General features: G+C 35.1%; 11 protein-coding genes. 5 read left to right on the top strand and 6 right to left on the bottom strand.

Annotated elements, in window-relative coordinates; genetic code table 11:
- From HOG71_03285 to mtgA, 3 genes are all read right to left on the bottom strand, one after another.
- Nucleotides 1-2,274: hypothetical protein (locus tag HOG71_03285; protein MBT5989854.1), on the bottom strand; the 2,274-nt coding region annotated here is incomplete at its 3' end.
- Entirely contained in the window at nt 2,274-3,359 is a 1,086-nt protein-coding gene (locus HOG71_03280; GenBank protein MBT5989853.1) for a hypothetical protein, read from the bottom strand. The genes HOG71_03285 and HOG71_03280, both read right to left, overlap by 1 nt.
- Nucleotides 3,360-3,542: 183 nt before the next feature.
- The gene (gene mtgA / locus HOG71_03275; protein MBT5989852.1) at nt 3,543-4,286 is read right to left on the bottom strand and encodes a monofunctional biosynthetic peptidoglycan transglycosylase; all 744 of its coding nucleotides are present in this window, start codon (nt 4,284-4,286) and stop codon (nt 3,543-3,545) included.
- A 117-nt stretch (nt 4,287-4,403) separates the two neighbouring features.
- Here mtgA and mfd point away from each other — a divergent pair, with 117 nt between their 5' ends.
- From mfd to HOG71_03255, 4 genes are all read left to right on the top strand, one after another.
- A complete protein-coding gene (gene mfd / locus HOG71_03270; GenBank protein MBT5989851.1) occupies nt 4,404-7,751 on the top strand; it encodes a transcription-repair coupling factor in 3,348 nt (1,115 codons plus the stop codon).
- A 182-nt stretch (nt 7,752-7,933) separates the two neighbouring features.
- Complete coding sequence (locus tag HOG71_03265) at nt 7,934-8,680, top strand: rhomboid family intramembrane serine protease (GenBank protein ID MBT5989850.1); 747 nt, start codon at nt 7,934-7,936, stop codon at nt 8,678-8,680.
- A 17-nt stretch (nt 8,681-8,697) separates the two neighbouring features.
- A complete protein-coding gene (locus HOG71_03260) occupies nt 8,698-10,053 on the top strand; it encodes a sigma-54-dependent Fis family transcriptional regulator (GenBank protein ID MBT5989849.1) in 1,356 nt (451 codons plus the stop codon).
- 9 nt (nt 10,054-10,062) lie between these two features.
- Nucleotides 10,063-10,755 (top strand): TIGR00730 family Rossman fold protein, encoded by a 693-nt coding sequence (locus HOG71_03255; protein MBT5989848.1) that lies wholly within the window; start codon nt 10,063-10,065, stop codon nt 10,753-10,755.
- A gap of 25 nt (nt 10,756-10,780) precedes the next feature.
- On the opposite strand, the gene HOG71_03250 is transcribed toward HOG71_03255, so the two are convergent.
- A complete protein-coding gene (locus tag HOG71_03250) occupies nt 10,781-11,791 on the bottom strand; it encodes a hypothetical protein (GenBank protein ID MBT5989847.1) in 1,011 nt (336 codons plus the stop codon).
- A 98-nt stretch (nt 11,792-11,889) separates the two neighbouring features.
- Here HOG71_03250 and HOG71_03245 point away from each other — a divergent pair, with 98 nt between their 5' ends.
- Nucleotides 11,890-12,465 (top strand): hypothetical protein, encoded by a 576-nt coding sequence (locus tag HOG71_03245; protein ID MBT5989846.1) that lies wholly within the window; start codon nt 11,890-11,892, stop codon nt 12,463-12,465.
- On the opposite strand, the gene nadB is transcribed toward HOG71_03245, so the two are convergent.
- Together nadB and nadA are read right to left on the bottom strand one after the other, a co-directional pair.
- Nucleotides 12,437-14,050 (bottom strand): L-aspartate oxidase, encoded by a 1,614-nt coding sequence (gene nadB, locus HOG71_03240; GenBank protein MBT5989845.1) that lies wholly within the window; start codon nt 14,048-14,050, stop codon nt 12,437-12,439. The genes HOG71_03245 and nadB overlap by 29 nt on opposite strands.
- A gap of 103 nt (nt 14,051-14,153) precedes the next feature.
- Nucleotides 14,154-15,065, bottom strand: coding sequence for a quinolinate synthase NadA (gene nadA / locus HOG71_03235; protein MBT5989844.1), 912 nt, complete (start codon nt 15,063-15,065; stop codon nt 14,154-14,156).
- Nucleotides 15,066-15,485 lie beyond the last annotated feature (420 nt).

Raw genomic sequence — 15,485 nt, 5'->3', positions numbered from 1 at the left:
TGACCATGTCTTTATTTTGCTGTAAATCAATCCGTTCACAGTTACTAAAGTAGTCGTATCTGATGGTTTTTCATAATAGGTTAAAGGGATAGTCCCTTCTGCCGATCCTGTTAAAAATGAAGCCCCAATCCGATATTGAAAATTTTCTGATAAATCATAAGCAGCATAAAAACTAATCTGGTTGAAATAATTAAATTTAAAACTATGAGGTTCATTCAATTTATAAAATTTGCTATAATTATCTTTTAATATCGAATCCAGATCAGAACTGATTGAATCATAAACTGCCAAACCTCCACCATTGAAATTATTGCTACCCATAGAAGAAAGATAGGAACGACCATAAAAGGCACTGAACTCAAAGCCTGGTGTAAGTTTTAATGGAATAGATTCCAGATTAGTCAGTGAATTAATTGAATTGTCCTTTACTGGCAAAATCGGCATATGACTTTCTTTTAACTGACCACATTTACAATCGCCAAAATGAAATTCCAGTGATTCCTGATTATTATATACCAAATTAAGTTTGTCATAAAGCAGTTCTCCTGTTTGCTTTACATTACTTCCCAATAATTTGTTTACTATTTCCAATGCTTCAATTCTGCTGGCCGGTGGTGGATCTGGCAAACATATTATTTGCTTATCGTATGTTAATATCCGAAAGGTTTGTTGCAAAGCTTGTAAAGAAAATAATTCGGAGCCTGCTTCAATAAACTTCGTCACCATGTCTTCATACAATACATCTGATTGCTTAATTTCTTCTGAAATATTATAAAAAGTATTGGAAGCCCTATTGATTCCAATCAAAGTCATAGCAGCCAACTCATTGGAAAGTTCAATTTCAGAAATACTAGGCTTTCGGGTTAAATCGCAACAATCCAAGGAATATTTCGTGTCTCTGAATTTATAATTATCCAAGGTGTATTCTAGTAAATAGGCATGCTTCAATGAGATGATCCTAAAAAATCCAACGGCATAAAACAACTTGGCTCCCATTGCTGTTTTGATCATATCCATTGTTATTTGCTCATATTCATTTAGTGCAATCTCTGCTCTTTCCTCTTTGGGAATAGCATTGTTTTTTAACCAGGAAACAGCACTGTAATTTTTAAGATTCTCAAGCTTTGCATTAGCATTATTGAGTTGTGTTTTTGCATCAGAACTGCCATCATACTTATCATTCAATTCAACATATAAGGCGTTAAATTCACTGATTAGTTGCTCTACTTCAAACGCATACATGTAGTTTTTCAAAGATCCATGCAATTCTTCCGATAAAATACAGGGCAAACTATTGTTCCGTTTATGCATCACCTGATTTCTGATAGCAATTTCATCAAATCGATTTTTTGTTAAAGTAGGCGCTTTCACATTATCGCTTGTAGGCACTAATCCGACAATAGCAGGCAGGCATTGTGGCCTTTTATCAAAATCCATGGGTACCAAAAATACATTTGACTCTTTTCCTATGCGTTCCAAAATTTTATAATATGTCTTGATGTGCTCATTTATTTCCTTGCCTTTTTCTTGTTGACTAAACTCTTTATACAATTCGGCAATAAGCTTTTTAATGTGAGTGTTTTTTAATGCTTTTCCTTCAATTCCACTGGCACAAATCCAAATGGATAGCTGCATAATCAATTCTTTCTCAAATACAGGATCTGCATTGAAATGTGTTACTATCCTTCCAGCAGTATACAATCGATCATATGCTTTGGCAATACGCTGCGCTTGTTCCACTAACAATACGGTGGCCAAATCATCATTTTTCTCAACATCAAATGTATAAGCAAGCATTTTGAATGTGCCGGGTGTAGTGAGTATGTAGTCAAAAGGAATTAATTCTGACAAATTCACTTTTCGAATGGTATAGGTAGTGGTGTCTTTGAAAAAACGTTCATATGACTTTTGTTTTTCACTTATTGCCTTTAAAACATAATCAGTATTAATGTTGGCCTCTGTATTGTCATTATTCGAACGATCAGGAAATACCGAATATCCTTTCAAATAAATTGTTTTTGATTCGTGTGCTTTTACATTGACAATTTGCCCAAAAGGAATTAACAATGCTTGAGAAGCTTTTCCTGGGTTGAGCAAAAATGGACTAATGTTTTGATAGTATAATTTATCACCAGAATTGGTAACCGTTAATTTTAAAACATCACCAGACGTTTTGCCAGTATAATTAAGTTCAAAACTTACACCTTCAGGCTGTGAAAATAGCTGACTAAAAGAGAAAAGCACAAGTAGTGCTGTATACAAATATTTCTTCATTATTTCTGATTAGCAAATTCAATTGTATCCCGATCATGTTTAATATAATGGCTGATTATTTCTGCAAACCTTAGGTTAGCATCAGCATTCAGATGGCTTGGGTCAACAAAATCAGCACCCTTCCAATTATAGTCCAGAACGGCATCTGCAAAAGCTCCTGACTCCTTAATGGCAACTTCTTTCATGCACTTATTATAATCAGCAATTAATCCAAGAAGTTGATCATCTTCAACATAGGGAATCCACCATTTCAATTTATTTCCCTCGATAGCATCTTTGTGCAATAGTTGAGGAACAAATACAAGCTCTACGCCCTGTTTGTTAAGGATAGCCGATAAAGTAGTTAAGTTTCGTTCATAAAGTTCCAGCGCACGTTCTAAAGCCATAAGGCTTGAATCCTGCCTAACTGCTGTTTGATAATAGGTGCATTCCGGATATAATTTTACTTTTTGCAATATTAAAACTCCAGCTCTTATGATGGCAAGTCGAGGTAGTTTATTCAATGGACAAAAACCCAATGCGCCAAATAAATTAGGTGCATGAAAATCACTGTAATCGCATGCAAGATCCTCAATATAGGCTGATCGAAGATCATTCAATCCGCAATGAACCAAAACAACATCGGGTTTGTATTCAGGCAATATAAAACTCGATTGAATAATGTGCTCTACCGTTGAATGACCTGAAATCCCAAAATTCAAGACCTCATAATCTGCGCCCATAATACTATCTAAGTAGGCTGGCCAGGTTTCCCAATCATTTACACTTGTACCATAGGTTGTTGAACCTCCAACAGCAACAATGCGTGTTTTTGATTTAGCCTTCTCAAACTCTTTTCCGCGAAAGCCTTCAGCATTATTGCTATATGTAATTCCGTTTACTCTTAATTCCGCATTCTTTTTGGGAACACCCACCAAATAAGGATGGGGTTCAAATAGCTCTGCATTCAGATTGTATTTTTCATTAAAAAGCCAATATCCACTTTTAATTTTTAAGGCAAGCAAACAAACTCCTTCCAGTAAAATCAGAATTAAAAGAATATAGGCCAGGCGCAAAAAGTTTTTTCCCAGCCATTTTTTTCGCATAGCAATTCCAATTACAAGGATAATTATCCAAATTATTGCTGTCCATAAATATAAATTGAGCATGTTGTTTCCTATTCAGGTTTTAACAAATTACTAAGCTTGTTTTTTTTTAAAGAAATTTAGAGAATTGAAAAAGAATGAAAAAACTTTCATTTGCACTTTTCCAACTGCTCATGCATTCAATCAATCATTGTTTCTTTTTGATTTTTTTGCCTTTTTTGCTTTTTTTTCAAAATCCAGGTAATCAAAATAACTCATTTGTGTAAGTGCCCAAACCTGTCGTTTAACCCTATATGTTGTAATTTTTGATGGGCTCATTTTTCTTGGATTTGGCAGACATACGGCTATCAAGGCTGCCTGATTTCTATTTAAATCAGATGCTTTCTTTTTGAAATAAACTTGAGATGCTTTTTCTGCACCATAAATACCATCTCCCATTTCAATCACATTGAGGTAAACTTCCATGATGCGTTCTTTACCCCAAATTACTTCAATTAATGTTGTGAAATATACTTCCAAGCCTTTTCGTAACCAGGAGCTTTCAGGCCACAGAAAAACGTTTTTTGCTGTTTGCTGTGAAATCGTACTGGCTCCTCTCTTGCGCTTTCCTTTTTTATTATCCTGATTGGCTTTCTTTATCGATTCAAGGTCAAAACCATGATGATTCATGAAATTTTGATCTTCACAGACCAATACGGCTAAAGGCATGTTTTGAGATATATTTTTCAGTGACACCCAATCCTTTGCAAGTTTCAGTTTTTGATCCGCTTTCTTTTGCTCTACTAATCGAATAAGCATTAAGGGAGTAAGTGGAGGTGGAATCCATTTATAAACGATAGTGACCAATAGGGTTGAGGCAAAAAAGAAAATGAAAACTCTTTTCAGGAGTTTGGTCAGGAATTTTTTAAATGAGCGTTTTTTTGCCATAAAGGATGTATAATCTAATCAGCAGCAAATATCTTTATTTTCAAGCTAATGAGAAGCAAGGAGGAATAATGAATAAGCGTAACTTTGCGATTATTTAATCATTTTTAGTAGTCAGATTTGAGTTTCGAGCAAATAATATCCAGATATAAGTCAACAGACAACCTACAAAAGCTTAGCGCATTAATTCATGATTATAGCCAGCTAAAAGTATCGGTAGCAGGGCTAAAAGCATCTTCCAAATCCTTTTTCATCAGCGCTTTACATGAGTTAAGTAAAAGAGATAAACTGATCATACTTTCCTCACGAGATGATGCTATTTATCTAAAAAATGATTTAGAATCTTTAATCGCAAAACAAAAAATATTATTTTTTCCCTCTCCTTTTAAAAACGATGATCCACGTAGCCGCTTAAACCCGCTTACATTAGAACGTACTGATTTACTTAACAAACTTAAGAAACCCAGTTCAACAGGAAGAATTCTGATAAGCTATCCACAGGCATTGGCCGAAAAAGTTGTCAGTCAGGATGATTTAAGCGAAAACACATCACAACTATCTGTTGACTCCAAAATGGATATTGATTTTATGATTGACTTCCTCTATGACTCTGGATTTGAGATTACTGATTTTGTCAATGAAGCCGGCTATTTTTCAGTAAGAGGAGGAATCGTTGATATATATTCTTTTGCGCATCCATTGCCTTATCGAATTGAATTACTGGACGACAAAATTGAAAGCATACGTGAATTTGATCCTGAAACTCAATTATCAACTCGTAACCTAAATCAGGTTTCAATTATTCCAAATCTTGAAAAAAGTAATAAAGGCAATCAGTATATTTCATTATTAGAATTTATTTCGCCTGAAACATTGGTTATTTTTGATCAATTTAGTTTTATTCGCGATGCACTGGACAAGCATCTCGAGGATGTCAAAAAGCTTTATAAAGAAAATAATAGTCTCCAGATTCCGGATCCTAAAAAATACTACAACAGCAGCGATTTTATTACCAATAATTTGCAGTTATTTAATTGCATTGATTTGAGTAATACGCCATTTTTCAAAGCAGATGAACAGTTTGAATTCAAAATAAACCCTCAACCAAATTTCAATAAAAACTTCAATATACTTGGTGAAAGCCTGCGAAAAAATCAGGATCAAAAAGTGCAGAATTTCATCTTTTCTGAATCTTCAAAACAAATTGAAAGGATTTATGAAATTTTTGAAGATAGAAATGAAGAAGTGCAGTTTACACCAATTTATAAAAACTTACACGCAGGATTTACCGATCAAAATTTGAATATTGCCTGTTTTACGGAACACGAAATTTTTAATCGTTTTCATAAATACAAAGAAGATAAATCTTACTCCAAAAACAAAGTTCTTTCGTTAAAGGAACTTTATGAGCTTAAGCCCGGAGATTATGTAACCCATATAAATCATGGAATTGGTCGTTTTTCTGGTTTGCAGAAAATTGAAACACAGGGCAAAACACAGGAGGCCATGCGACTGGAATACAAAGGAGGAGACTTGCTTTATGTGAGTATTCATTCGCTGCATAAAATTTCCCGATTTGTGGGAAAAGAAGGCAAAGAACCTAAGCTACACCGATTGGGATCCAATTCCTGGGAAAACTTAAAAAATAAAACCAAAGGGCAGGTAAAGGACATTGCACGCGGATTAATTAAGCTTTATGCACAACGAAAAGCCACAGAAGGTTTTTCATTTTCTCCCGACACCTACTTACAAACAGAATTGGAAGCATCCTTTATTTATGAAGACACACCCGATCAATCAAAATCGACTGTCGAATTAAAAAAGGACATGGAAAGAGCCTATCCCATGGATAGATTAATTTGTGGAGATGTAGGTTATGGGAAAACGGAAGTTGCCATTCGCGCTGCTTTCAAAGCCGTTGCAGATAGTAAGCAAGTTGCTGTTTTAGTTCCTACCACCATTTTGGCTTTTCAGCACTATAAAACTTTTACCGATCGGCTAAAAGAGTTTCCGTGCAATATCGATTATTTATCACGCTTTAAATCGGCAAGAAAAGCAACAGAGATTAAGAAAAAAATGGCAGACGGGAAACTGGATATTGTCATCGGAACACATAAATTGCTTTCAAAAGATATTCAGTTTAAAGACTTGGGACTACTTATAATTGATGAAGAACAAAAATTTGGTGTAGCTGCCAAAGAAAAACTCCGAGCTACCAAAATCAATGTCGATACCCTTTCATTAACTGCCACTCCAATTCCAAGAACATTGCAGTTTTCTTTAATGGGCGTGCGAGACCTTTCCATTATCAACACACCTCCTCCTAATAGGCAGGCTATTGATACCACCTTAAAAGTTTTTGAAAAAGAAACGATACAGGAAGCCGTTGAGCACGAACTATCGCGTGGCGGACAAGTATTTTTTGTGCATAATCGAATCAAGGATTTAAAAAATTTAGCGGATAGCATTCGAGCCATGGTTCCTTATGCTAAAATAGCAGTTGCTCACGGACAAATGGAAGGAGTTGATCTGGAAGAAATTATGCTGAACTTTATTGATGGCTATTATGATGTTCTTGTGTCCACCAATATCATTGAATCAGGTTTAGACATCCCCAATGCCAATACCATTATAATTAACGATGCCCAAAATTTTGGTTTAAGCGATTTATATCAAATGAGAGGTCGTGTAGGCCGATCAAATATTAAAGCTTATTGTTATCTTTTTGTTCATTCATTTACGGCCATAACAAGTGATGCACGAAAACGTTTAGCCGCAATAGAAGAATTCACCGAATTGGGTAGCGGTTTGCACATTGCCATGCGCGATATGGATATTCGGGGTGCAGGAAATTTATTAGGAGCAGAACAAAGCGGCTTTATTTCTGAGATTGGTCTGGATATGTACAAAAAAATTCTGGATGAAGCGTTAACAGAACTTAAACAGGAAGAGTTTGGGAGCTTTTTTGAAGAAAAAGAAGAAGTCAATTTATTCAAGGAATGTGTGGTCGATACCAATATGCCAGCCTTGCTGCCTGACGAATATGTCAGCAGTGTAGAAGAAAGATTGATACTTTACAATAAGTTGAATAGGATTTTCAATGAAACTGAGTTAGCAAAATTTGAAAAAGAATTGCAGGATCGTTTCGGTAGAATTCCTTACCAAACCAACGATTTGCTCGATCTTATCCGATTAAAATGGCAAGCTATGGAAATGGGCATTGAAAAAATCACGCTCAAAAACAAATTAATGCGTGCTTTCTTCCCCTATTCAAACACCAAAAATCAGAAATTCCAAACCACCATTTTACAAAAAACCTTGACTTTTGTCAAACATAATCCCGGCAGATGCAAGTTCAATGAAAAACCCAACGGACTTGAATTGGTCATTAAACCCATTGAATTTGTTGATGAAGCCTTGGAGGTAATCAATAGCATCAACAAAGCTGAAATGGCTGGCTATCAGTAAGACTGGCTTAGATATGAGGGATTTATTAATCAGTATGCTTATATTTATCTATCCCATCTGCCAATTTGTACACTTTATCCATTGTGGTCAGAAAATTGTTCCTGATTCTTCCCATAAATAATACTTAATTTTGTTATTCTAAATAAATATTCATGAATCATTATTCTCCCGGACGTTTCCAGATTTTACCACCGGTAGTAAAAAATCTACTAATCATCAATGTCATTTTTTTTGTAGCCACATTGGTGGTTCAGAAACTTGGTATTGACTTATCTGATAAACTGGGACTTCATTTTTTTGGAAGTGAAAAGTTTGAACCTTACCAGGTAATCACCTATATGTTTATGCATGGAGGATTTGGTCATGTTTTCTTCAATATGTTTGCCCTGTGGATGTTTGGTTATGCCATTGAAAACTACATGGGTCCGAAGCGCTTTCTGATCTATTATTTAGCAACCGGAATTGGAGCTGCAATGCTACATTATGGTGTTTTCTATCTTGAAATAAAGCCCTACTTAGATCCCATTAATCGCTATTTATCAAATCCTGAGAATATTGATTTCCAACATCAGTTAATCAATGCTTTAAATCCAATTGTTAGTCAGCCTATTTCCATTCAAAATCTCAATTATGAAGTAATCGAGACATTCAAAATTGACTTATTAAACCAACCTGTTGTTGTTGGCGCTTCAGGAGCAGTATTTGGAATTTTACTGGCCTTTGGGATGATGTTTCCTAACTCTGTGATTTACTTGTATTTTGCAATTCCTGTTAAAGCAAAATATTTTGTAATAGGATATGGCCTGATTGAACTCTGGCTCGGATTTTCAAACCGTGGTGATAGTAATATTGCCCACTTTGCTCATATTGGTGGAATGATTTTTGGATTCATTTTACTTAAATATTGGAAAATTAAGCGACTTAATTAGTAATTGAAAAAAATAATATGCCCGAAATCCTTATAGTTGATGACGAAAAAGTCATACGAGAAACCCTGAAAGACATCCTTGAATACGAAAAGTATAAAATTGAAGAAGCCGCAGATGGTCTTCAGGCCATTGAAAAAATAAAAAAGAAAAAATACGATGCTGTTTTGTGTGACATCAAAATGCCAAAAATGGATGGCATTGAAGTGTTGGAGCAATCCATGGCCATTAATCCGGATGTGCCTTTTATCATGATTTCGGGTCATGGAACAGTAGAAATTGCCGTAGAAGCCACGCGAAAAGGAGCGTTTGCATTTATTTCCAAACCACCCGATTTGAATCAACTACTCCTGCATATTCGCAATGCTATCGATCGTACCGAACTGGTTAAGGAAACCAAAGTTCTTAAACGCAAAATCAGCAAAACCCACGATATCATTGGTGAATCAAAATCTATAACCGATATCCGCGATACCATCGACAAGGTTGCTGAAACAGAAGCACGCATTTTGATTACAGGAAAAAATGGTACAGGAAAAGAATTGGTAGCTCGCTGGATACATGAAAAAAGTAACCGCAACACAGGAGCTTTAGTAGAAGTAAACTGTGCTGCAATTCCATCCGAATTAATCGAAAGTGAGTTATTCGGACATGAAAAAGGTTCATTTACATCTGCTCATAAGCAACGTATCGGAAAATTTGAGCAAGCTAATGATGGCACTTTATTCCTTGATGAAATTGGAGATATGAGTCTTTCTGCTCAAGCCAAAGTATTACGTGCATTGCAAGAGAAAGTAATTGTGCGGGTTGGTGGAGAGAAACACATTACTGTTAATCCACGCGTAATTGCCGCAACCAATAAAGATTTATTGAAAGAAATCGAAAAAGGAAACTTCAGAGAAGATTTATATCATCGCCTGAGCGTTATTGTTATGCGTGTTCCATCCTTAAATGAACGCGAAAATGATATTGCTTTATTAGCTGATCGGTTCATTAAAGAAATTTGTCAGGAACATGGTTTGCCAATGAAAACTTTCCACCCCGATGCCTTGCAGGAACTAAAAAAAATAACCTGGACAGGAAATGTTCGTGAATTACACAATGCCATTGAACGCATGGCTATTCTTTGCGAAAAAGAAATAACAGCTGAAGATGTCAGGCTTTATGGGAAACCCATTCCAAGGCACGATATTTCAAAAGAATTGGACATCAGTCAGTTTAAAAAAATGGAAGAATTCAAGGAGCAAGCAGAAATGATTTTTTTGCGGGAAAAATTGAATTTGTATAATTGGGACATTGACAAAGCAGCAACTGAAATTGGTATAAGCGTTAAGGCTACTAATAATTTAATTGATAAGTACAACATCAAAAAATAATAATCATTCATGAATGCACAACATATTCTAGGCAATAAAACCTGGACAGAAATTGAAGCGGAATCATCCTGGTCGCTCTTTAAAATACTGGGTGAATTTGTAAAAGGATACGAAATTTTGAATCGCATAGGCCCTTGTGTTTCAATTTTCGGATCGGCTCGAACCAAACCCGACAATGATTATTATAAATACACTGAAGAGATCGCAGAACGTCTCACAGGAATGGGTTACGGTATCATTACAGGTGGTGGCCCTGGAATCATGGAGGCAGCCAATAAAGGAGCACAAGCAGGTGGTGGAAAATCCGTTGGATTAAACATTATTTTACCGCACGAGCAAGATTACAATCCATATATTGACGCAGATAAGTTGGTTAATTTCGACTACTTTTTTGTTCGCAAAGTGATGTTTGTTAAATATGCCCAAGGTTTTGTTGTGATGCCTGGAGGCTTTGGCACCATGGACGAGTTTTTTGAAGCCATTACCCTAATTCAAACGCATAAAATTGTTACTTTTCCTGTTGTTTTGTTTGGCTCAGACTATTGGACTGGACTAATTGATTGGATTAAAACAACCATGATAAAGGAAGAAACAATTTCTCCTGAAGATTTGGATATTTTTAAAGTGGTTGATACGGTAGATGAAGCAGTCAAAGTTATCGATGATTTTTATACCAAATTCCAACTAAGGCCTAATTTCTAAGAATATCCAATATTTATCTTTGATATTAGAATAATTTGTAACCCAGAGTGGCTTGAAATATATTCGTTCCTGTTCCTAATTTGATAAAAAAGCGGGTAAACTCATTTTCTAAAAAGCCAGAAGCAACTGGCCATGGGGTTATACGTGACCATAAAATAACTCCTGCTCCAAGTTCATAACCTACATTTAACTTATAGTGTAGTTTTTCCGATTGATAGATTTTATGTTTTTTAGAAAAGTACAACTCAGCACATCCTCCTAAACCATTTAAAAATCCGGCACGCATTCCCAAAAGTAATTTTGATTTTTTATCAGCTTTTTCGTTGAACTCATAAGCTAATCCAATGGCTGGAAAAACATACAAAAGACCAGTTTCAATACGAAAACCTCTATGTTTATTATAGTAAGATTCATCGTTTTTTTGAGATAGAGCAAATTCAAAATACTTTTTACTGTCCAGAATATAATTAAGCCCAAAACTTATACTTGGTATGTGAAATGCTTTTATTCGATAATAATCCGAAGTTGAATTCCATATTAACAAATGATCATACTCTGGGAAAGTATTGAACATGATTTCATAAAATATTCGATTTTTCTGATACATAAAAGACAATCCACCTTCAATACTTTGTTTCTCATTTTCATTTATATATCCAGTAAAATCGTAGCGATTATATCCGAAAAAAGGCTTAATTGAAAAGCTTTCAGTAATTCCAAAACGAGCAAAAACCTTCCCATTAAACCTGAGTTCACTTCCTCTATCTACTGGATTGTCCTTCCTTTTTTGTGGAGTATTGTAAAACGAAAAATTAGCTTCTGCACCGAGTGCAAAATGACGAACTGTAGTAATTCCTAATCCAATGTTATTAATCCAATTGAGTCCTTTGATCGTTTGGGTTGGAGCACCATCATCAAATCCAAACTCAAGATTAGAATATGAAAAACCTGAATTTACATTAAAGTATGTTACAGTTTGTGAAAAAATTGAATTAAGAAGTATCATGAAAAAGACGAATAGCCAATATTTTTTCATAATTTCGAATTAGTTTTAAGCTGAAATTTAGTTATTCCATGATTAAATTCTTCAAATCCATATATTTAAATTATAGTCTCTTCCTTTTAATAGGGCTTGTGAGTTGCACAAAAGAATACACAAAACCTCAGTTTATTTCAGAAGAAGCAAAAAGTTATTTACCCTTTGGGATTTCTGAAAAACTTGTATTCAAAAAATCAGATACCGACTCCATCGTATTCAATACATCCTATAAATTCTACAGAAAGCTAGAATATCAATCTGATGGACAAGATGAAAACATTTCCGGGATGGGAACAAAACTATATAGAGAATACATTCAAGTTGACGCCTTCCTGGAAAATAACTCAAACCGAAAGGATCACTTTTTAGCCAGACTTTATATTGATGATGATCATATGACTGGGCAAGATTATGAGCTTTTAAATCTTAGTTTGATCTGGAAGTCTGAGGAGATGAAAATGAGCATTATTGCAGGAGAAAACTATTATAGTGGGATACTTTATTTAAATAATGATCTTTTGGATTCTATCGTATTGCGAAACAAAACCTATTACGATGTCTTCACTAATCAGTCCTACTTTCCTCATAATGTATTTTATTACACCCAAGATTTAGGAATAATAGGTTTCACAGAAGATACCGCTATATGGATGAATGCAATTTATTATTAAGGTAATTGTGATCCAAATCCTTATTAAAATGCAATCCTTTATTTTCTGTTCTCTTGCTGGCTGCTCGAGTAATTAAATAGGCAACACTAATTAAATTTCTTAATTCGCAAAGTTGTGGTGATAACTGAACCTGATTATATAAAGTTTCTGTTTCCTCAAATAAGAGATTTAATCGGTTCATAGCTTGCTCTAAACGCTTGTTAGTTCGAACAATACTCACATAATCGCTCATTAAATATTGCAACTCCTTTAATTTATGCGTAATCAAAACCCTTTCTTTCGGTTGCGTGGTTCCCTCTGTATTCCATTCGGGTATATTGTTTCTTAATTCCAATTCTCCTATCCGACTAATCGTATCCTGAAAACAGTTATGTGCGAATACAAGCGCTTCGAGAAGAGAGTTGGAAGCCAACCTATTGGCTCCATGCAAACCTGTTGAAGCCACTTCACCAATGGCATACAAATTCTTAATGGTTGTTCTGGCGTTTACATCTGTTTTAATACCTCCACATGCATAATGGCAGGTGGGTAGAACCGGTATCATTTGTATTGAAGGATCGATGCCTATACTAATACACTTTTCAAATATCCTTGGAAATCGTTCAGCAAATTCTGCTCTCGGAATATGCCTGCAATCCAAACAAACATATTCATCACCTGATTTTTTCATTTCCGAATCAATGGCTCTCGCTACAATATCCCGAGGAGCCAATGATTCCCGCTTATCGTAGTTTTGCATAAATTCTTCTTCGTTTTTTGTTTTCAATATGCCTCCATATCCTCTTACAGCTTCCGAAATCAAAAAAGAAGGTCTTTCTCCAGGATTAAAAAGAGATGTGGGATGAAATTGAATGAATTCCATATTTTCGATCAAAGCACCGGCTCGGTAAGCAATAGCAATTCCATCTCCAGTAGCAATTTTCGGATTGGTTGTATTGTAATAAACCTGTCCTAATCCTCCGGTTGCAATCACAACAATTTTAGAGAGGATTTTGGATATCTGTTTATTCTTTTGGTTCATCACATACAAACCATAGCACTCAATATCTTCACTTTTCTTGGGTAAATCCTGACCCAAATGATGCTGTGTTAACAAATCAATTGAAAAATGGTGATTAAGAAGGGTAATATTTTTATACTTTCTGACTTTGTTAAGCAGTTTTTGTTCTATTTCATTTCCTGTAATATCCTTGTGGTGTAATACGCGATTGGCCGAATGCCCACCTTCTTTTCCTAAATCATATTCACCTGTCACTTTTTTATCAAATTCAGTTCCCCAGCGGATAATTTCTTCTACTCGAGCAGGGCCATCTTTAATGACCATTTCCACAATATCAGGATTAGATAAATCATTTCCTGCCATCATGGTATCCTGCATATGCTTTTCATAGGAGTCTTTAAAAAAATCTGTAACAACAGCTACACCTCCTTGTGCATATTTTGTATTCGTTTCGTCTTCTTCTCCTTTGGTAAGAATACAAATTTTAAACTCAGGATAATGCTCCTGAAAATATTCAGAAACCCGCAAAGAATAGGAAAGGCCTGCAATTCCGGATCCAACTACAACTACATCGTAATACTGCATGAATAGCGATTATTCAAAAGTTTGGCTTTAGCTTACTGAAATTAGTACCCCAAAAATAATAGGAATAAAGCAATTGAAGGCAGGGAATGTGATGAAGTTTTAATTAAGATAATTTCAGCATTCTGTCAATGGCAATTTTTGCTTTGGCAGCAACATCTTCAGGAACAAAAATTTCATATTGCATTTTGGTTAAAGCACGCTCTACCAAAAACAAATTAGTCATTTTCATGTAGGAACAGATGTTACAAAATGAATGGAATATTTTATTTGGCACGTCATCTCTTAGCTTTTGAGCCATTCCACACTCGGTAACCATAATAAATTCTTTTGCATCTGACTCAATAGCAGCTTTAATCATCCCGCTTGTTCCACGAACATGTTCGGACAGAGCCAATACATCAGGAGGAGATTCAGGATGCGAGATCACTTCTGCCTTTGGGTAACGACTTTTAAAATCACGTAACATATCTCCATCTAGCGCATTATGGATATAGCAATACGCTTCATAGGGGATGATTTTCTTTTTGGTTTTTGTTTGCAGATAGGCAGCCATATTTTTATCAGGTAGGAAAATAATCTCTTCATTTGGTAATGATTCAACCATTTTTATGGCATTTGCAGAAGTACATATGATATCTGATTCGGCCTTAACATCTGCATTGGTATTGATATAGCAAACAACTCCGGCATTTGGGTGTTCAGCTTTCAGTTTCATCAATCCTGGTACATCCGACATATCCGCCATGGAACATCCAGCTTCCAGATTAGGAAGGATAACTCGCTTTGATGGATTTAAAATTTTTGCAGTTTCTGCCATAAATTTTACACCACAAAAAATAATAACCTCTTCCTCTACTTCCATCGCTTTGCGTGAAAGCTCAAGTGAATCGCCAATAAAATCGCCTATTTTATATATTTCTGGATCCTGATAATTATGTACAAGAATTATTGCATTGTTCTCTTTCTTGAGTTCGAGAATTCGTTCAATTTGAATGGCTATATCTGTTTGTTTCATCCTTTCGATCATCAATTAGATTGCAAAATACTAATTTCCGTACAAAGATAATAGATGAAAGGATTTTGGTTAAACTTATTTTGAATATCATCTATTGTACCTATGATGGTAAAATTTCCACAGATTCCAGAATTGTTTCAGTGGGTTAGTGAAATCTTGTGAATCTGTGGCCAAAATATGAATGGTAAGTTTAATAGTTATGTCAGTTGTATTATATAGAACATGCGTTAAACTTATTTAAAAAATCGATAGAGGTATTTTAGTTTTAATAAATTTGCACCTCCTAATAATGCAAATAGATATCAAGAATGACAAAAGCACATACATTAGAAGTTACCAAAGATGTGGAATGGATAGGCATATTGGATCCTGATTTGGATGTTTTCGACATCATCATGGAAACAAAATATGGTACAACCT

The organism is Bacteroidota bacterium (assembly GCA_018698135.1).
GTDB lineage: Bacteria > Bacteroidota > Bacteroidia > CAILMK01 > JAAYUY01 > JABINZ01.
This window is presented reverse-complemented; position numbering and strand designations above follow the sequence as displayed.

Bases quoted from the DNA above. Each gene is read 5' to 3' on its own strand.
- HOG71_03280 (MBT5989853.1), bottom strand. From the start codon at position 3,359: ATGCGAAAAAAATGGCTGGGAAAAAACTTTTTGCGCCTGGCCTATATT.
- mtgA (MBT5989852.1), bottom strand. From the start codon at position 4,286: ATGGCAAAAAAACGCTCATTTAAAAAATTCCTGACCAAACTCCTGAAA.
- HOG71_03260 (MBT5989849.1), top strand. From the start codon at position 8,698: ATGCCCGAAATCCTTATAGTTGATGACGAAAAAGTCATACGAGAAACC.
- HOG71_03255 (MBT5989848.1), top strand. From the start codon at position 10,063: ATGAATGCACAACATATTCTAGGCAATAAAACCTGGACAGAAATTGAA.
- HOG71_03250 (MBT5989847.1), bottom strand. From the start codon at position 11,791: ATGAAAAAATATTGGCTATTCGTCTTTTTCATGATACTTCTTAATTCA.
- nadB (MBT5989845.1), bottom strand. From the start codon at position 14,050: ATGCAGTATTACGATGTAGTTGTAGTTGGATCCGGAATTGCAGGCCTT.
- nadA (MBT5989844.1), bottom strand. From the start codon at position 15,065: ATGAAACAAACAGATATAGCCATTCAAATTGAACGAATTCTCGAACTC.